At 62.7% G+C, this 17661-nt stretch carries 15 protein-coding genes and 3 pseudogenes; 11 read left to right on the top strand and 7 right to left on the bottom strand.

Annotation, left to right across the window (positions count from 1 at the left end):
* Positions 1-47 precede the first annotated feature (47 nt).
* Positions 48-1886, top strand: coding sequence for a dihydroxy-acid dehydratase (ilvD, locus tag ACCQ10_RS01745; RefSeq protein ID WP_372362004.1), 1839 nt, complete (start codon positions 48-50; stop codon positions 1884-1886).
* Positions 1887-2228: 342 nt separating this feature from the next.
* Positions 2229-2669: a DUF2846 domain-containing protein gene (locus tag ACCQ10_RS01740; RefSeq protein ID WP_081419536.1), complete on the top strand. Its 441-nt coding sequence runs from the start codon at positions 2229-2231 to the stop codon at positions 2667-2669.
* A gap of 148 nt (positions 2670-2817) precedes the next feature.
* Here the strand turns inward: ACCQ10_RS01740 and ACCQ10_RS01735 are convergent.
* Positions 2818-3212, bottom strand: a pseudogene (locus tag ACCQ10_RS01735) (site-specific integrase); the annotation flags it as partial.
* Positions 3213-3230: 18 nt separating this feature from the next.
* Positions 3231-3532 (bottom strand): annotated as a pseudogene (locus ACCQ10_RS01730) (integrase core domain-containing protein); the annotation flags it as partial.
* A 67-nt stretch (positions 3533-3599) separates the two neighbouring features.
* On the opposite strand from ACCQ10_RS01730, the gene ACCQ10_RS01725 reads away from it, so the two are divergent.
* Positions 3600-4702 (top strand): IS3-like element IS1389-B family transposase gene (locus ACCQ10_RS01725; protein WP_372361870.1). Its coding sequence is split into 2 segments (ribosomal slippage): positions 3600-3858 and positions 3858-4702, totalling 1104 coding nucleotides; the frame shifts between segments, so codons are not numbered across the junction.
* Between the two features lie 31 nt (positions 4703-4733).
* Here the strand turns inward: ACCQ10_RS01725 and ACCQ10_RS01720 are convergent.
* A pseudogene (locus ACCQ10_RS01720) lies at positions 4734-5545 on the bottom strand (IS3 family transposase); the annotation flags it as partial.
* A 782-nt stretch (positions 5546-6327) separates the two neighbouring features.
* Here ACCQ10_RS01720 and ACCQ10_RS01715 point away from each other — a divergent pair.
* From ACCQ10_RS01715 to ACCQ10_RS01700, 4 genes are all read left to right on the top strand, one after another.
* Positions 6328-6552, top strand: a complete 225-nt coding sequence (locus tag ACCQ10_RS01715; protein WP_372362003.1) for an addiction module protein — start codon at positions 6328-6330, stop codon at positions 6550-6552.
* Entirely contained in the window at positions 6552-6848 is a 297-nt protein-coding gene (locus tag ACCQ10_RS01710; protein ID WP_082002706.1) for a type II toxin-antitoxin system RelE/ParE family toxin, read from the top strand. Before ACCQ10_RS01715 ends, ACCQ10_RS01710 begins: the two co-directional genes overlap by 1 nt.
* Positions 6849-7383: 535 nt before the next feature.
* The gene (locus ACCQ10_RS01705; RefSeq protein ID WP_372362002.1) at positions 7384-7740 is read left to right on the top strand and encodes a SymE family type I addiction module toxin; all 357 of its coding nucleotides are present in this window, start codon (positions 7384-7386) and stop codon (positions 7738-7740) included.
* Between the two features lie 274 nt (positions 7741-8014).
* Complete coding sequence (locus tag ACCQ10_RS01700) at positions 8015-8806, top strand: hypothetical protein (protein WP_372362001.1); 792 nt, start codon at positions 8015-8017, stop codon at positions 8804-8806.
* Between the two features lie 369 nt (positions 8807-9175).
* Here ACCQ10_RS01700 and ACCQ10_RS01695 read toward each other — a convergent pair whose 3' ends face one another.
* Complete coding sequence (locus tag ACCQ10_RS01695) at positions 9176-9607, bottom strand: winged helix-turn-helix transcriptional regulator (RefSeq protein ID WP_372362000.1); 432 nt, start codon at positions 9605-9607, stop codon at positions 9176-9178.
* 134 nt (positions 9608-9741) lie between these two features.
* On the opposite strand from ACCQ10_RS01695, the gene ACCQ10_RS01690 reads away from it, so the two are divergent.
* The gene (locus ACCQ10_RS01690; RefSeq protein ID WP_372361999.1) at positions 9742-10620 is read left to right on the top strand and encodes an SDR family oxidoreductase; all 879 of its coding nucleotides are present in this window, start codon (positions 9742-9744) and stop codon (positions 10618-10620) included.
* Positions 10621-11180: 560 nt separating this feature from the next.
* On the top strand, positions 11181-12632 hold the full coding sequence (locus ACCQ10_RS01685) for an OprO/OprP family phosphate-selective porin (protein WP_184553454.1): 1452 nt from the start codon (positions 11181-11183) through the stop codon (positions 12630-12632).
* A 66-nt stretch (positions 12633-12698) separates the two neighbouring features.
* On the opposite strand, the gene ACCQ10_RS01680 is transcribed toward ACCQ10_RS01685, so the two are convergent.
* The 3 genes from ACCQ10_RS01680 to msuE all read right to left on the bottom strand — a co-directional run bounded on the left by ACCQ10_RS01680 (position 12699) and on the right by msuE (position 15477).
* Complete coding sequence (locus ACCQ10_RS01680; RefSeq protein WP_039411004.1) at positions 12699-13727, bottom strand: methionine synthase; 1029 nt, start codon at positions 13725-13727, stop codon at positions 12699-12701.
* 27 nt (positions 13728-13754) lie between these two features.
* Complete coding sequence (locus ACCQ10_RS01675) at positions 13755-14738, bottom strand: DUF1852 domain-containing protein (protein ID WP_355606720.1); 984 nt, start codon at positions 14736-14738, stop codon at positions 13755-13757.
* Between the two features lie 145 nt (positions 14739-14883).
* A complete protein-coding gene (gene msuE / locus ACCQ10_RS01670) occupies positions 14884-15477 on the bottom strand; it encodes an FMN reductase (RefSeq protein ID WP_184368898.1) in 594 nt (197 codons plus the stop codon).
* A 177-nt stretch (positions 15478-15654) separates the two neighbouring features.
* Here msuE and ACCQ10_RS01665 point away from each other — a divergent pair, with 177 nt between their 5' ends.
* A complete protein-coding gene (locus ACCQ10_RS01665; protein ID WP_372361998.1) occupies positions 15655-16569 on the top strand; it encodes a LysR family transcriptional regulator in 915 nt (304 codons plus the stop codon).
* A 174-nt stretch (positions 16570-16743) separates the two neighbouring features.
* Positions 16744-17631, top strand: a complete 888-nt coding sequence (locus ACCQ10_RS01660) for a methylenetetrahydrofolate reductase (protein ID WP_372361997.1) — start codon at positions 16744-16746, stop codon at positions 17629-17631.
* Positions 17632-17661: the final 30 nt, after the last annotated feature.

Here is a 17661-nt window from a genome sequence, read left to right as displayed (position 1 = left end):
CGGTCTAATTGCCAGCCATCGCTCGCTGACTAGCCGTCGAATTCGCCATGCCCGAGTACCGCTCCAAGACCTCCACCCACGGCCGCAACATGGCCGGCGCGCGCGCGTTGTGGCGCGCCACCGGCATGAAGGACGGCGACTTCCACAAGCCCATCATCGCCATCGCCAACTCGTTCACCCAGTTTGTGCCGGGGCATGTGCACCTGAAGGATCTCGGGCAGTTGGTCGCGCGCGAGATCGAACGCGTCGGCGGCGTGGCCAAGGAGTTCGACACCATCGCCGTGGACGACGGCATCGCGATGGGCCACGACGGCATGCTGTATTCGCTGCCCAGCCGCGAGATCATTGCCGACTCGGTGGAATACATGGTCAATGCGCATTGCGCCGACGCGCTGGTGTGCATTTCCAACTGCGACAAGATCACCCCCGGCATGTTGATGGCCGCGCTGCGGCTCAATATCCCCACCGTGTTCGTCTCCGGCGGCCCGATGGAAGCGGGCAAGACCAGGCTGGCCGAGCACAAGCTCGATTTGATCGACGCGATGGTGATCGCCGCCGACGACAGCGCCTCAGATGAAAAGGTGGCCGAATTCGAACGCAGCGCCTGCCCCACCTGCGGCTCGTGCTCGGGCATGTTCACCGCCAACTCGATGAACTGCCTGACCGAAGCGCTGGGCCTGTCGTTGCCGGGCAACGGCACGGTTGTCGCCACGCACGCGGACCGCGAGCAACTGTTCCTGCGCGCCGGACGCGTGGCGGTGGAGTTGTGTCACCGCTGGTACGGCGCCGAAGACCCCACCGCCCTGCCGCGCGGCATCGCCACGTTCGAGGCCTTCGAAAATGCGATGACGCTGGATATCGCCATGGGCGGCTCGACCAACACCATCCTGCATCTGCTCGCCGCCGCGCAGGAAGGCGAGATGGCATTCGGCATGCGCGATATCGACCGCCTCTCTAAGCGCGTGCCGCAGCTGTGCAAGGTCGCCCCGAATACGCCGAAATACCACATCGAAGACGTGCATCGCGCTGGCGGCATCATGGCCATTCTCGGCGAGCTGGCGCGTGGCGGGCTGCTGCATACCAACGCAGCCACCGTGCACGCACGCACGCTGGCCGACGCCATCGCGCAATGGGACGTCACCCAGACCGACGATGAAAAGGTGCACACGTTCTACAAGGCCGGCCCGGCCGGTATTCCCACGCAGATCGCCTTCAGCCAGGCCACACGCTGGGACACGCTGGACACCGACCGTAGCGAGGGCTGCATTCGCGATGTGGCGCATGCGTTCTCGCAGGAGGGCGGCCTGGCCGTGCTGTACGGCAATATCGCCCGCGACGGCTGCGTGGTGAAGACCGCAGGCGTGGATGAATCCATCCACGTCTTCGAAGGCAACGCCCGCGTCTTTGAGAGCCAGGATTCGGCCGTCAAGGCCATCCTTGCTGACGAAATGAAAGCCGGCGACATCGTGGTGATCCGCTACGAAGGCCCCAAGGGCGGCCCCGGCATGCAGGAAATGCTCTACCCCACCAGCTACCTCAAATCCAAGGGCCTGGGCAAGCAATGCGCCCTGCTCACCGACGGCCGCTTCTCCGGCGGCACCTCGGGCCTGTCGATCGGCCACGCCTCACCAGAAGCTGCAGCAGGCGGTGCGATCGGCCTGGTGCGCGACGGCGACAAGATCCTGATCGACATTCCTAATCGTTCGATCAATTTGCTGGTGTCCGACGAAGAACTCGCCAGCCGTCGTGCCGAGCAGGATGCCAAGGGCTGGAAGCCGGTGGAGGTGCGTCCACGCAAGGTCACTACAGCGTTGAAAGCGTATGCGTTGCTGGCGACCAGTGCGGATAAGGGTGCGGTGCGGGATAAGGCGTTGCTGGACGGTTGAGGCCGACATTTAGAGCAACCTGATGTGATGCACGTAGATGGACATGGCGCGTCATCGGCACAGCTTCTGATTGGTCTTGCGCGGGTGGATCATGCTTCTCTTAAATGAGTGCCATTGGCACGGATACTGGCGTGTACTCAATTGATCGGCTACGCAGGGCCTAGTCTCCATCATTCGCTAAAGCGAATACCTAATTCACGCCTTTGGTAAGATGTTTTCTGAGGACTGTGGCACACTAAGTCAGAGGTGAGCGCCGGGGACGCAGCTGCAGTCTGCAGCTGATGTGGTGCGAATCCTTGTTCAGATATAGGTCGCTTCTACTTGATATGTCCAGGGGACACCATGATCAAAGTTTTTGCTCTCACGCTAGTAGCATTTGTTGCTCTTGCATCTGGCTGCGCCTCGGTGCCGATGGGGCCTGCAGCACAAGATGCAGCACTAAAAAAGTTCCCCGCACCCGCGGAGGGGCACGCTGGAGTGTATATCTACAGAAACAGCTTTGCCGGCCAAGCCCTCAAGAAAAACGTTTATATTGATGGAAAATTCTTAGGCGAGAGCGCAAATAAAACTTACTTCTATCAACAGGTCAAGCCAGGCGAGCACACGGTTTCCACTGAGTCCGAATTTAGTGATAATGCGTTCAAGTTCATCGCGCAGGCAGGCATGAATTATTTTATTGAGCAATACATCAAAATCGGTGTTTTTGTAGGCGGTGCAAACGTCAAACTTGTACCTGAGCAAGAAGGTAAGAAAGGCGTTCTTAATTCTGGACTCGCCAAATAATTTATATCAAGAATGGATGTCTGGCTTGGCTCCAGACATCCATTCGTGCCTCGCCTGATCCCGGGCATCGCATGATTCACCCATCATATTGTCAGTAAAAACATTTACTATAATTAAGGTCAAACCTTTCAGGCAATAAATTAGCAAGGATGCGCGCGGCCCTTTCGAACTGATTTTCGGCATGCAAGATCATCGTCCGCTCGCGCTGCACAAGCTAATCTACAGCCCCCCGATCCGCGTTCTCTATCACGCGCCAAGATCTCGCCACGCGCGGCATCCACGTCCTTGATGCGCAGGCGCAGGCATTCCATCAACCGCATCCCGCTGCCGTACAGCAGGCTGGCATCAGCCAGCACCGCCCCTCCAGCACCGCCAGCAGACGTGCCACCTCCTGGCGCGAAAGCCTACCGGAATGCACCTGGGCCGCTTGGCGCGCACCAGGTTTTCTATCCACGGCAGCTCGATGCGCAGCACTTCGCGGCAAAGAAACAACAGCGCCGCCAACGCCTGGTTCTGGGTGCCCGCAGACACCCGGCCATCAGTGTGTCGACTCCCCTTAATTCAGTGCCAGCCAAAACTAGAGGTCTGTGGCTGATGTTGATCACGGAACTCGGCGGTGTTAGCCCGCCCAGGCTGTCGTGCGGGATCTGCTGGTTGTAGTCGGCCAGCCAGTGTTCGGTCTGTTCGCGAACCTCACTCAGCGTGCGGAAGATGTGCATGTCCAGCACGCCGCGCCGGTAGCTGCCGTTGAAGCGTTCGATGAAACCGTTTTGCATCGGCCGTCCCGGCTCGATGAAGTCCAAGGCGACTCCCTTGCGCTCGGCCCACTCGGCCAAGGCCAATGCGACAAATTCTGGTCCGTCGACGTCCCCCCAATTTTGAGTAGCACCTCAGTTTGGAGTCCAATTCCCTACCCCAAGGAGATTGGACGTGAAGAAGCGTTTTTCCGAAGAGCAGATCATCGGCTTCCTGCGCGAAGCCGAAGCGGGCATAGCGATCAAGGACTTATGCCGGCGGCATGGCTTCAGTGAGGCCTCGTACTATCTGTGGCGCAGCAAGTTCGGCGGCATGAGCGTGCCCGACGCCAAGCGGCTCAAGGACCTTGAGGCCGAGAACGCGCGGCTAAAGAAGTTGCTGGCCGAGCAGTTGTTCGAGAATGACCTGATCAAGGATGCTTTGCGAAAAAAGTGGTGAGCGCACCGGCGCGTCGTGCGCTGGTGCGCGAGTGGATCGGGCGTGGTGCCAGCGAGCGTCGTGCGTTGGCGGCGATCGGCATGAGCGCCAGCGCGCTGCGCTATTGCCCACGTCAAGACCGCAATGGCGAACTGCGCGAGCGCATTCTTGCGTTGGCGCATCGCCATCGCCGCTACGGCGTGGGGATGATCTATCTCAAGCTGCGACAGGAAGGACGCCTGGTGAACTACAAGCGCGTGGAGCGGTTGTATCGCGAGCAGCAGCTACAAGTCCGGCGCCGCAAGCGCAAGAAGGTACCGGTTGGCGAGCGTCAGCCGCTGCTGCGGCCAGCGCAGGCCAACCAGGTGTGGTCGATGGACTTCGTGTTCGACCGCTCCGCCGACGGCCGAGTGATCAAGTGTCTGGTGATCGTGGACGACGCAACGCACGAAGCGGTCGCCATCGAGGTGGAACGCGCGATCTCCGGGCACGGGGTTGCGCGCGCGCTGGATCGGTTGGCACACAGTCGCGGCCTGCCGCAGGTGATCCGCACCGACAACGGCAAGGAGTTTTGCGGCAAAGCGATGGTTGCCTGGGCGCATGACCGGGGTGTGCAGCTACGGCTCATCCAGCCGGGCAAACCAAACCAGAACGCCTACGTCGAATCGTTCAACGGCCGGCTGCGCGACGAATGCCTCAACGAGCACTGGTTCCCGACGTTGCTGCATGCGCGCACCGAGATCGAACGCTGGCGACGCGAATACAACGAGGACCGACCCAAGAAAGCAATTGGCGGCATGACGCCGTCCGCTTATGCCCAACATCTGGCAAACACCGATATCATCAACCCCGGACTCTAAACCCGACCGCTACTCAGGGCGGGGGGACGTCGCCGTTGTCCAAACGAAGCTTGTTCGGATAGCCGCGCCAGGCCGCGATGCGTTCCAAGGTGCGGATGACGCGCGCGGCCGGAAGATTCAAGTCCACTTCGATCGCCAAGGCTTCCCGGCTGAAGTCGTCGATGACATTGAACGTACGGAAGCGTCGACCATCCCACAGCGCATCGGACATGAAGTCGATCGACCATCCGGCATTGGGGTGTGCTCCGCATGCCAACGGCCGTGGATGGCGCGTCGGGACCCGGCGCTTGCTGCGACGACGTTGATTGAGCTTCATCAGGCAGTACACGCGCCACACCCTTTTGTGATTCCACACATATCCGCGACGGCGGATGATCTGAAAAAGCTTTCCAAAACCACGCTCGGGAAAGCGCTCGGCCAATTCGGAAAGCAGCGCAATGACCTCCTCGTCGCGATCGGGGCGGCGCCGATAGCGCGCTGTCGAGCGAGCCACGCCAACAACCGCACAGGCCCGGCGCTCGCTCCAGCCATGCTGCTCGACGAGCCAGGCAAGAAGCGGGCGTTTGTGCGCCGGGTCTACAGCTTTTTTGCGATGACATCCTTCAATGCATGGTTTTCCATCGCGAGCTCGGCGTACATGCGTTTGAGCTTGCTGTGCTCGGTCTCCAGGTCGCGAAGGCGCTGCACATCAGCGGCCTCCATGCCACCGTACTTGGACTTCCAGACGTAGTACGTCGCATCGGAAATACCCAGCTCACGGCACACATCCTTGACTTGGCGGCCGCCCTCAACCTGCTTCAGCGTGGCGACAATCTGGCTCTCGGTGAACTTGCTCTTGCGCATCGTTAGTCTCCTTGGTGGCTAGTGTGCCCGGAGACCTCTAACTATGGATGGACCAATTTTACGGGGAGTCGACAGCTTGCTTTGATCTAGAGCCAGGCACGTATAGAGTGAGACTCTCCTCCTCCGGCTTAAGCTCACTGTCGGAGGATGGGCTTGATGGCCAAGATCACTACCGTCTGCAGCTATGGCAAGCTTCGCCTGTTGAGCCAATCGTCCTCAAACAGAGTGCGGTCTAACAATTCGTTCAACCCGACGCCGCTTCGCGGGTCGTCTTAATTCAGGCGTTAGGCCGACATGAAACGTATGCTGCGAGTCGGACTTTGCATGGTGGGCGCCTGGATCATGGCCGCGGCCCTGTCGCTCGGCATGTACTTTGCTTATTGGCCATCCCGCTGGAACATAACGACTCCAGACACCTTTCTTTGGATTGGCCTTTCAGGTGTATCTTTCACAAGTCTTCTGCCAATACTCACGTTGGGTGGCTTGAGTATTCGCAAGATTCCAAATTCAGCCACATGCGCTTTTATTCCCACTGCCTGGCTGTTGGCAATCTGCGTTATTCGCATATCCAAGCCATGGCGCTACTATGCTGCCTTCCCCGCCTGGATGCTCTACGGGGACTTCCTTCAACCTCTCCCCGTAACCTTGGCGTACGGCTTAACTTTCGGCTTGCTAGCCCGTCGTCTAGTGGGCCCTAACATTTCAGTCAAGCCGATGCCGCTTCGCGGCATGGCTTGACTCATGCGTTAGCTCCCAGAAGTGCATCGGTCTATACTGCCCCTATGAGCAAGCCCAGACCCGATTTCCTCAAGCTCTCCATAGCCGAGCGTATCCAGCTTGCGGAAGACATTTGGGACAGTATTGCTGCTGAGAATCCGGAGTCTGCGACGTTGACACCTGCCCAGCTCCAGGCAGTGCAGGCTCGGTTGCAAGAGCATGACCTGGATCCGGCGACTGCAGTGCCCTGGGATCAGGTCCGCGCTGATCTTTTCCAGCGCAATCACTAATGCGTGTCTTATTTCGGCCTCAAGCCAGGACTGAGGCTCTTGAGGCGCAGGCCTGGTATGAGTCTCGCGCTGCTGGACTTGGCTTGGAATTTGCTCGGGCCTTGGATGCTACTGTGGCCGCAGCTGTAAGAAGCCCAGAGGCATTCGAGGCTGTTGCCGGTAGCTGTCGGCGGGTTTTGTTGCGCAGGTTTCCGTTCTCACTGGTTTATCGGGTTCACGGTGATGAGTTTCTTGTCGTTGCGGTGTTCCATCATCGGCGTGATCCATCAGCACTGGTCCGTCGCGCTGGGGGCTAACAATTCTTTCAAGCCAGACCCGCCTTGCGGAATGGCTTATTGAGGCGTCAGGGCGCATATGAAGATTACTTGGCGAGAGCTGAGAGTAGACCTGTCAGGCCAGTCACCTGATGTCCTGATGACCGAGTAGCGCTGGCTTGTCTCTGAGGCTCTGTCGCTTTGGATGGTTTCAACCGCAGACCTCTAGTTTTAGTTAGTACGGAAATGCGAGGAAGCTACACCGGGACAACCCTTGGTGAGGCTAAGTTTATCGAGGCCCGGCCGCCGGGCAGTTGACATCCCAACAAACCCGCAGCAATCTCTAGCTCAAGGAGCGTAGAAACTCCTCGTACAGCGGTACCCACCTCCGAAAGACCGGTGGGTTTTTTGTGCCTGCAGATTCTGCGGGTGCAACCGACGCGATGCTCTGCGTCGGGAGGGCGGCCAATACAACACCCGCAAGGGGAATACGCCCGCCGTCTGTACGCGGTTTCTAACCTCCCGACATCCCGTCGCCACCCGGCGGCGGGGCCTGTTGGTCAAGGAGGGCTTTACCATGCGTCGATCCCCATCCCCACCCCGTCCTACATCGGCGCGCAAGCGCGTCATGGTGCCGCCGCCTACCGAGATCGGCTGGCGCACGCTCGATCCTTCGATCCCGCCAAGAGTGTACGCCGAGCGCACGCCGATCCCCGAGCCACGCGGCGAACCCCGTACGCCGCGGCCAGGGCATCCACGCGCCCCGCACCACTGCACCATCGGCTATGGCTACTACCCGGCCAGCAACCACCGCATCCCCACCCTGCGCTTGCGCGGACGCTGGCTGGAACAACTGGGCTTTGCCATCGGCAGCAAGGTGCAGATCCGGCTGCGCGACGGCGAGCTGGTCGTCAGTGTGGTACCTACGGATTAACCAGGCATGCCGTGCACGTAACGCAGACGTACAGCGTCACATCGAGCACATCGAGATGTTGCGTGTGTCGCGCATATCCCGCATATCCCGCATCATTCACACTTGCCGCTACGCACTGAGAAATCGATAGCATTCACGGTGCGTGGTGTAACCAAGTACGTTCCGGCTGCGGTGGCGGCGTTGAATGGTCATTCGACCCAGGCCGCGCTGACATTTCAGTGTGTCCGGATCTTGCCCACCACGCTTTCCCTCACGCCATACCGCCAAGGACAGCATGTTCTCCATCTTCAAGAAGAAAGCCGCTGCATTATTGATTGTTCAAGCCAATGGACGCGAGCTGTGTCGGATCAGCCAAAGCGATCTTCCGTGCGAGATCAAACCGTGTGTGTGGTTGGAAGCCGATAGCATTCTGGAGTTTGTCGATTCGATCGGAGACGTGCACCGACATGAACTCGGTGCCACATCTGGGTGGTTCCACTTTTCCATTCGGGTGCATGCCAACCTGGGTTGCCAGGCGGACTGTGTCATTTCCCAGACCGAGCAGCTCGACCCCGATGCGTTTGCCACGGGCAAGGCAGCGGGGATCCGGTTTCAGCCGTTCTTCCTGCCGGGTGCGGCCGTTTCCAACGCTGCGCTCGCAGGCAAGGGGCTGTTTGCGAGGGGGCTGCATTTCAGCGGGCTCGTCACCAACAGCAACGTGCTGCTTTCCTGCGAGTGCGAGCACTGCAAGCGCTCGTTCCTGATCCGCTCCTACCATGCCGGCTTCAGCGAGGCGGGTTACTTCTATTCCGGGTCCGGTAGCCACACCATCACCGTCGACAGCCATCTGCCTGGCAGCCCCGCGGCGTTGTCCGAGCCCGATGCCCAGGCGCTTGCTGCGCTGGAGCAGGCACTGCCCTTGGCGCCGGACGGGTCCAGCTACGCTTACCTCAATCCGTTTCGCTGCCCGCATTGTTCCGAGCCTTACATCGACTTTGAGGCGAACCCGGGGTTGCGGCAGAACGAGTACTACGGGAATTACTTCGCCAGTTCCACGTTGCTGCGATACGTTGCCGAGCCTGTGTAATGTCTGGTTGGATATCTGGTATGTGGCGGTGAGTACGTCGCCCACTTCGACGGCGGTGCGTGCCTTACGTCACACGCTTCCAGATCCTGGCCGAAGCACATTATCTGCTGCGCGCTTTGGCGGCACCTATGCAGCGTTTTACAAACGCACGCACCGTTCGCTGTGATGGCAAGGCGACGATTGTCTGCCGCATGTTCGGCATGGACCGGCATGGTGCAATCGGCTCCGCGGAGCGCGGCAACACGGTGGAATCTCACAGGGGTCCGGCTCGATGGACGCGGTGTGTGAACCGGGCAGGCGCCTGACCATGCCCGGCGGTAACGCGTGGTGCCTTGGCCGCAGCGCACCGCGCAACGGCCAGGCTGACCGTCAGGCTATGGCGTCTTCGGCATCCAGCGCGGTCACCGGTTGTTGCGCGCGGTCGAAGCGCTCGCGGGCGGCGCGGATGCTGGCGTGGTGTTCGCCGGCCCAGTTGAGCAATTGCGAGACCGGGCCGAGCAGCGCGATGCCCAGCTTGGACAACGCATATTCCACGCTCGGCGGTTTGGTGGCGTAGACCTTGCGGGTGATCATGCCGTTGCGCTCGAGGTTGCGCAGGGTCTGGGTCAGCATGCGCTTGGAGATGTCCGGCACGGCGCGCTGGATGGCGCTGAACCGCGACGGCCCGGGGATCAGCGTCAACAGGATCAGCAAGGTCCACTTGTCACCGATCTGGTCGAGCACATCGCGCACGGGGCACTTGGTAGCGTCGAAGGGACCTTCAAGAGAAGGCGGCGGCGGGAACAAGGCAATCGCATTCACGGGGTATCTCTCGGTAACCAGGAGGAGGAAAACTGCCTCCTTGCGGAGGCCCGGGCGGCGCTGACACTATGCTGGCGGACAACACGGTCTAAATAGTAGACCAAATCTCTTATACAACCCTATCGGAGCACACCATGCCATCTGCATCCCCCCTGATTCTTGTCACCGGCGCCAGCGGGCAGCTGGGTGCGCTGGTTGTCGAAGCGCTGCTTGAACGCGTGCCCGCCAGCCGCATCGTAGCAACGGCCCGCGATACCGCGTCACTTGCCGAGTTCGCAAAACGCGACATCGCGGTGCGTCGGGCCGACTATGCAGACCCGCAGAGCCTGGATGCGGCCTTTGCCGGCGTTGGCCGGGTGTTGCTGGTGTCGTCCAACGCGGTGGGCGCGCGCGTGCCGCAGCATCGCAATGTGATCGAGGCGGCCAAGCGCGCCGGGATGGACCTGCTTGCCTACACCAGCGTGTTGCATGCCGAGACCAGCACGCTGTCGCTGGCCAACGAGCACGTAGCCACCGAAGCGCTGCTGCGCGAGAGCGGCGTGCCGCATGTGCTGCTGCGCAACGGCTGGTACACCGAGAACTACACCGGCTCGATCGCGGCCGAAGTGGAGCACGGCGCGGTGATCGGCAGCTCCGGCGAGGGCAGGATCAGCGCCGCCACGCGTGCCGACTATGCAGCGGCAGCGGCAGCGGTGCTGGCCTCGGAGGCGCCGCAGGCCGGGCAGGTGTACGAACTGGCCGGCGATATCGCCTTCAGCATGGCCGAGTATGCCGCCGAAGTGGCACAGCAGTCGGGCAAGCTGGTGGCCTACCACGACCTGCCGGAAGCCGATTACGCGGCGGCGCTGGTGCAGATCGGCCTGCCGGCCGGCTTCGCCCAGGTACTGGCGCAGTGCTCTGCGTCCTCACGCGGTGGCAGCCTGTTCGATGACAGCCACACCCTGAGCCGGCTGATCGGCCGCCCCACCACTCCGCTGCGCGATGCCGTGGCGGCGGCGCTGGCCGCACGCTGAGCAGCACCCGACGCCTTGCCCGCGCGGCAGGGCGTCGCTGCCGGCAGGCGCCCACGCGCCTGATCGCGCCTGGATGATCGGAGGCGGCCCCGCCCGCCTCGGCATCCATCAGCAGTCGATAAGCGTCCCGCCACGACAGACTCGGCACGCGGCACGTAGTGGGTGGGTGTGGTGAATGCGCCTGCGTCGGCTGATACGTTTTGGCGTGCTCGGTCAAGCATCCGGCAAGCGGGCCAGGCGTGGTGCTGTGGCGCGCGCCAATCGGCCCCGCGCGCTCCGGCGGCCCGGTCCTACGGCCCGCATCTGCGCAGACGCGCCCGCCTTGCAGCCGTCGCGCAATTGCCATCGCGCGGACACGCGGCTGACACAAGGCCCCGGGCCGCTGGCTCCGGCGATGTCACCAAACTGACATCAAATCTAAATATAACTGTTCGCCATTGCCGCACCGTCAGGGATGACCGGGCGCCCTGGTGGGCACGTCGGCGCCGTGTTTGCCGCCCCGCAGGGGCGCACCGGCCCACATTGCCGCCGACCCGTTTCCCCTTGCACGAGCCGGACCAATGAAAAAACGCAATCTCGCCACCGTCCTGTGCGCGCTCAGCGCGACCGCCAGCGGCAGCACGCTGGCCGCCGAGCTGGAGCTCTACGTCGACCGCAAGACCAAGCAGATCTTCGCCGAGCCGGCGCCGGGCCGCGACAAGCTGGGCAAATTCGTGCAGGTGGACGAGAACGGCAAGCTGCCGGCGTCGGCGATGCCCGCCGCCCCCGCACAGCCGCTGCCGCCTGCGCCGGGCGTCACCACGCCGGCCGATACCGCCGTTGCCCAGGCCGCCCCCGCCCCGGTTCCGGCGCCCGCACCGGCCAAGGCCAGCGATGCCGGCAAGAAGTGGTACGACAAGCTCAGCCTGCGTGGCTACACCCAGATCCGCTACAACCAGGGCATCGGTGGCGACGCGCAGGACCTGCGTGCGCCGGGCGACCGCTTCATCGGCAACGACCAGAGCCTGGGCATCCGGCGCGCGCGCCTGGTGCTCAGCGGCGATCTCAACGAGCACGTGTCACTGTATTTCCAGCCGGACTTTGCGAGCACGCCGGCCGGCACCAACACCACCAACTTCGCGCAGCTGCGCGATGCCTACGCCGACATCTTCTTCGACAAGAAGCGCGAGTACCGCGTGCGTGTGGGCCAGTCGAAGATGCCGTACGGCTGGGAAAACCTGCAGTCCAGCCAGAACCGCCTCACCCTGGACCGCGCCGACGCGCTCAACTCCGGCCTGCGCGACGAACGCGATATCGGTGCGGTGTTCTATTACAGCCCCACCGTGGCCAAGGGCCGCTTCCAGGACCTGATCAAATCCGGTCTGAAGGGCTCGGGCGACTACGGTGTGCTGGGCGCAGGCGTGTACAACGGCCAGGGCGCCAACCGCGCCGAGCGTAACGACAGCATGCATGCGGTGGTGCACGCCACCTACCCGTTCAAGTTCGCCAACGGGCAGTACCTGGAAGTGGGCGCCGATGCGTATAGCGGGCGCTTTGTGCCGACCGCGGCGGCAGTGAACATCGGCGGGCGCAACTTCACTCCGGCCATCACCGACCCCAACGGCTACACCGACCAGCGCGTGGCCGCGCACGTCATCTACTACCCGCAGCCGTTCGGCCTGCAGGCCGAGTGGACGGTGGGACGCGGCCCGGAACTGGATGTGGAACAGCGCCGCATCCGCACCCGCTCGCTGAGCGGCGGCTACGTGCAGGCGATGTACAAGCACGATGGCAACTACGGCACCTTGCTGCCCTACCTCAAATGGCAGACCTACCGTGGCGGCTCCAAGTTCGATACCAACGCCCCGCGCATGCGCCTGGACGAAGTGGAAGCCGGTATCGAGTGGCAGCCGATGGACGCGCTGGAGCTGGTGTTCGCTTATTCGAAGATGAAGCGCACCGACGTCACCACCGCGCCGTACCCGGTGGTGGAAGGCGATCTGCTGCGGCTGCAGTTGCAGGTCAATTACTGATCGCTGCAACGCGATGGAAAACGAAAAAGCCCCCGCTTGCGGGGGCTTTTTTTGTGCCGCTGGTCCTTAAGCCGACAACTCTCCACGCACGATCTGCGCGCCTGCGCTGAGCGCACTGAGTTTGCCGCGTGCGACATGCCGGGCGAGTGGTGCCATGCCACAATTGGTGGACGGGTAGAGCTTGTCGGCATCGACGAACCGCAGCGCCTTGCGCAAGGTCTCGGCCACTTCCTGCGGCGTCTCGATCGTGGTGCTTGCCACGTCGATGGCGCCGACCATCACCTTCTTGCCGCGCACCAGTTCGATCAGATCGATCGGCACGTGCGAGTTGTGGCACTCCAGCGAAATGATGTCGAGCGAGGATGTCTGCAGCTTGGGGAAGGACTCTTCGTACTGGCGCCACTCCGAGCCCAGGGTCTGCTTCCAGTCGGTATTGGCCTTGATGCCGTAGCCGTAACAGATGTGCACGGCAGTCTCGCAGGTGAGCCCTTCCACTGCACGCTCCAGGGTGGCGACACCCCAGTCGTTGACCTCGTCGAAGAACACATTGAAGGCCGGCTCGTCGAACTGGATGATGTCCACGCCGGCCGCTTCCAGTTCCCTGGCTTCCTGGTTGAGGATCTTGGCAAATTCCCAGGCCAGTTTTTCGCGGCTCTTGTAGTGCGCGTCAAAGAGCGTGTCGATCATGGTCATGGGGCCCGGCAGCGCCCACTTGATGGGCTGGCGGGTTTGCTGGCGCAGGAATCTGGCATCGTCCACGAATACGGATTTGGGCCGGCTCACCGCGCCAACCACGGTCGGTACGCTCGCATCGTAGCGGTCGCGAATCCTGACCGTTTCGCGCTTTTCGAAATCGACACCGCTGAGGTGTTCGATGAAGGTGGTGACGAAATGCTGACGGGTCTGTTCGCCGTCGCTCACGATGTCGATGCCGGCGTGTTGCTGTTCCTGCAGCGACAGGCGCAAGGCGTCCTGCTTGCCTTCGATCAGTGCGTCGTCCTGCAGTTTCCAGGGCGACCAGAGTGTTTCCGGCTGTGCCAGCCAGGACGGCTTGGGCAGGCTACCGGCGGTTGAGGTGGGGAGCAGCTTCGTCATGATGTTGGTGTCTTGTAGGCGTGGTGATCAGGAGGCGTGGCGGGAGGCCCATTGCGCGAGCAGGTTGCCGTAGGGCCGGATGAAGTGCTCCTGGGTGAACCTGCCCTGCGTCACGGCGAGCCGGCTGCGTTCTTCGCGGTCGTAGACGATCTGGGTGGACGAATAATCCTGGTGTTTCAGGCTGGGCTGGTAGATCGCCCCCGCCGCGGAATTGGCGTTGTAGATTTCTGGCCGGTAGATCTTCTGGAAGGTTTCCATCGTGCTGATGGTGCCGATCAGCTCCAGGTTGCCGTAGTCGCTCAGCAGGTCGCCAACAAAGTAGAACGCCAAGGGCGCGACGCTGCCGGGCGGCATGAAATAGCGCACTTTCAGGCCCATCTTCGCGAAATACCGGTCCGTCAATGAACCCTCGTCCTGGCTGTATTCGATGCCCAGGATGGGGTGCTGGTTTCCGGTGCGGTGGTAGGTCCTGCTGCTGGAGACGCTGATGCAGATGACCGGTGGCTTGTCGAAGCGCGCGGTGTAGGCATCTGAGTGCAGGAACTGCTTGAACAGCGTGCCGTGCAGGCTGCCGAAGTCCTCCGGGATGGCGAAGCCGGTTGCGTCCTGATTGTGTGCGGGCAGCAGGATGCTGAAATCGTAGTCGCGTACGTAGGACGAAAAATTGTTGCCCGCAATGCCGTCGATATGCGCGCCGGTGTGTTGGTCGACGATGGTGGGCTTCAAGATTTCGATCAACGGAAACGCATCGCCCGCTGCGTTGCTGTCGATGTGCATCTCGGCAGAGATGATCTCCAGCGCGACGCCATAGCGGTCACGCGTGGGGTTGTCCCAGTGCGCCAGGTCGTTGAAGCGGTTGTTGATCATCGCCAATGTGTTGCGCAGGTTCTCCCGACGACGCTCGCCCCTGGCCAGGTTGGCGAAGTTGGTGGTGTTGCGCGTGTTGGCCGCGGGTTGATAGTCCTCGTCGAAGCGGAGGCTCTTGATGGTGAAGGTGAATTGCTGAGTCATTGCAACTGACGCCTTGATTCGTTGGATGAGACGCGCGCTCTGCAGCGCAGCGGTGGGTATCGGATGGATGCGCGCCCTGCCTTTGGATCAGCGGGCGGGCGCCAATGGCTCCTGCCGCAGATGACCGCCGTGGAGCGAATGCCGCTCAGGCGGCGGCCACCGTGGTTGCGGCGCCGGGGCTTGCGGGCCGCGTCAGTGCGATCAGTGGCAGTGCGCGCTGCACCGCCAGGCTGGCGCGCTCGGCCAGCGCCTCGTTGTGCACGCGGTAATCCAGGAAATCGCGGTCGGTGGCGTAGACGCCCAGCGGCAACGTGCGTGCCTGGAAGAAACTGAAAAGCGGCCGCAGTTGGTGGTCGATCACCAGCGCGTGGCGTTCGCTGCCGCCGGTGGCCGCCAGCAGCACCGGGGTATCGACCAGGGCATCCTGATGGATGAAATCGAAGAAATGCTTGAACAGCCCGGTAAACGAGCCGCGATACACCGGTGTGGCCACCACCAGCACGTCGGCCTGCTCCACGGCGGCAAGTTCCTGCTCTACGGTGTCATGCAGCTGCGAGCGCCACAGCGCGCCGGCAAAATGCGGTGCCAGGGCGCCGAGTTCGACCAGATGCTGCTCGCACGGCACCGCTTCGCCGATCAGGGCCATCAGGTGTTGCGCCAGGGCAGCGGCCTTGGAGGGGCGTTGCAGGCCACCGGAGACGGCAACGACGCGGAGCGGATGTGGCGGGTGTGCAGTCATGTGGGGTGACCTGAGCAGTGGGAGGCGCGTGGCGCCGTCGGAGGGGGCCGCCCGTGCCGACATCTGGTTGCAGGCGTGTTCCGAAGCGGGCGAGCGACGACGATCCCGATGCTAGGGGCCGCATTCAATGAAGTAAAATGGTGTTATTTCAACAATCCATGAATTCGGATCATCTGAATGCTTGAGCGCATCCATCTCACCATCGTCCAGCAGGTCGAGCAGCAAGGGTCGTTGACCGCTGCAGCGGGCGTGTTGAACCTGACCCAGTCGGCGCTGAGCCACAGCATGAAAAAGCTGGAGCTGCAGTTGGGCACCGACATCTGGCTGCGTGAAGGGCGCAGCCTGCGCCTGACCCAGGCCGGCCAGTACCTGCTGGCGGTGGCGAACCGGGTGCTGCCGCAGCTGGATCTGGCCGAAGAGCGCCTGGGGCAGTTTGCGCAGGGCGAACGCGGTGCGCTACGTATCGGCATGGAGTGCCATCCGTGCTACCAGTGGCTGCTGAAGCTGGTGGCGCCGTATCTGGCCACCTGGCCGGACGTGGATGTGGATGTGAAGCAGAAGTTCCAGTTCGGCGGCATCGGCGCGCTGTTCGGCTACGAGATCGATCTGCTGGTCACGCCGGACCCGTTGTTCAAGCCCGGGCTGCGGTTCGAGCCGGTGTTCGACTACGAGCAGGTGCTGGTCGTGGCCAAGGGTCATGCCTTGGCGTCGGCGGCCTACGTCAAGCCGCAGCAGCTGACCCGCGAGGTGCTCATCAGCTACCCGGTGGACCTGGAGCGGCTGGACATCTACAGCCAGTTCCTGCTGCCGGCCGGCGTCACGCCGCGGCGCCACAAGGCCATCGAAACCACCGACATCATGATGCAGATGGTGGCCAGCGGCCGCGGCGTGGCCGCCATGCCGCGCTGGCTGGTGGAGGAATACGCGGCCAGGATGGCCGTGGTGCCGGTGCGGCTGGGTGCGCGCGGCATCCCCAAGCAGATCTACCTGGGCGCACGCGAGGCCGATATCGCCGTCGACTATCTGCGCGCCTTTATCGAACTGGCGCGCCAGCCTGCCAATGCCACCGCTGACGCACCGGCGGCCACCTGATGCGCGCCACTGGCCTGTGCACGCCACCTGGGTTGCCGGGCGGCCACGACGCGATGTGCTGCGTTGCTGCAGCGCGCCGCACTCTGGTGCGTTGATGAAGGCCATGCCGATACCCGGCCTTCGGTCATCAGTGCGGACATGCCTGCGCCACTCCAAAGAACGGAACGCCTGTTGATGCATCCAGCCACGCCCAGGCCCGCCAGCATACTGACCGATGCCTATTCGCTGGAGGTGGGCGCACACGACATTGCCGCGTTGTCTGCGGTGGCACCGCGGATCGTGCCTGGCACCCTCATTGCCATCCCGTCGCTGCCCGGCCAGGACGACGCGACGCGGCTGGCTGCCGCACAGCGGGTGCGTGGGCTTGGCTTTGCGCCCATGCCCCACCTGTCCGCGCGTCGCATCGCCTCGCTGGACGCGCTGCAGGCCTTTGTCGGGCGCGCCGCCGATGACGCCGGCGTTGCGCACTGCTTGGTGGTTGCAGGCGATCCGTCGTTGCCGCTCGGGCCGTTTCCGGACAGCCTGGCGCTGATCGCAACAGGCGTATTCGAGCGCGCAGGCATCAAGACCATTGCCGTGGCGGGACATCCGGAAGGACATCCGGCCATGCATGCAGACGATCGATGGGCGGTGCTGCAACGCAAGTGTCGCAGCATCGCCGAGCGCGGCATGGCACCCCTGATCGTCACCCAGTTCGCGTTCGATGCCGACCTGGTGCTGACCTGGTTGAACGCGCTGCGCGCGCATGGCATCGAAGCTCCGGTACGCGTGGGCGTGCCCGGTCCTGCCGGCGTCGCGGTACTTGCGCGCTATGCCGCACGCTGCGGTGTGGGCGCAAGCGCAGCGACGCTGTCCAAGTACGGCATCTCGCTCGGCAAGCTGCTGGGGACCGCAGGGCCGGACCACTTCGTCGATCGCCTCGCGGCAGGTCTGACGCCAGCGCACGGCGATGTGCGCCTGCACATGTTTCCGTTCGGCGGCATCGCACGGTCGCTCGCGTGGGCCGAGCACTACCGCTCCCGCACGGCGCTTGCCGCTGCCACCGATCTGCCGACGACCTAAACAGAGGGTGCCCGCCTACCGGTGCCGCGC

Origin of the sequence: Xanthomonas sp. NCPPB 1325 (assembly GCF_041477645.2) — a bacterium.
Classification (GTDB): domain Bacteria; phylum Pseudomonadota; class Gammaproteobacteria; order Xanthomonadales; family Xanthomonadaceae; genus Xanthomonas; species Xanthomonas cannabis.
Note: the sequence above shows the minus strand (reverse complement) of the source record. Positions and strands in the feature narration are given on the sequence as shown.

Excerpts from the sequence above, each read along its gene's own strand:
- ilvD (WP_372362004.1), top strand. The coding sequence starts at position 48 with ATGCCCGAGTACCGCTCCAAGACCTCCACCCACGGCCGCAACATGGCC.
- ACCQ10_RS01675 (WP_355606720.1), bottom strand. The coding sequence starts at position 14,738 with ATGACTCAGCAATTCACCTTCACCATCAAGAGCCTCCGCTTCGACGAG.
- ACCQ10_RS01685 (WP_184553454.1), top strand. The coding sequence starts at position 11,181 with ATGAAAAAACGCAATCTCGCCACCGTCCTGTGCGCGCTCAGCGCGACC.
- ACCQ10_RS01710 (WP_082002706.1), top strand. The coding sequence starts at position 6,552 with ATGCGTGTCTTATTTCGGCCTCAAGCCAGGACTGAGGCTCTTGAGGCG.
- ACCQ10_RS01740 (WP_081419536.1), top strand. The coding sequence starts at position 2,229 with ATGATCAAAGTTTTTGCTCTCACGCTAGTAGCATTTGTTGCTCTTGCA.
- ACCQ10_RS01660 (WP_372361997.1), top strand. The coding sequence starts at position 16,744 with ATGCATCCAGCCACGCCCAGGCCCGCCAGCATACTGACCGATGCCTAT.
- ACCQ10_RS01700 (WP_372362001.1), top strand. The coding sequence starts at position 8,015 with ATGTTCTCCATCTTCAAGAAGAAAGCCGCTGCATTATTGATTGTTCAA.
- ACCQ10_RS01705 (WP_372362002.1), top strand. The coding sequence starts at position 7,384 with ATGCGTCGATCCCCATCCCCACCCCGTCCTACATCGGCGCGCAAGCGC.
- ACCQ10_RS01715 (WP_372362003.1), top strand. The coding sequence starts at position 6,328 with ATGAGCAAGCCCAGACCCGATTTCCTCAAGCTCTCCATAGCCGAGCGT.
- ACCQ10_RS01690 (WP_372361999.1), top strand. The coding sequence starts at position 9,742 with ATGCCATCTGCATCCCCCCTGATTCTTGTCACCGGCGCCAGCGGGCAG.
- ACCQ10_RS01680 (WP_039411004.1), bottom strand. The coding sequence starts at position 13,727 with ATGACGAAGCTGCTCCCCACCTCAACCGCCGGTAGCCTGCCCAAGCCG.
- msuE (WP_184368898.1), bottom strand. The coding sequence starts at position 15,477 with ATGACTGCACACCCGCCACATCCGCTCCGCGTCGTTGCCGTCTCCGGT.
- ACCQ10_RS01665 (WP_372361998.1), top strand. The coding sequence starts at position 15,655 with ATGCTTGAGCGCATCCATCTCACCATCGTCCAGCAGGTCGAGCAGCAA.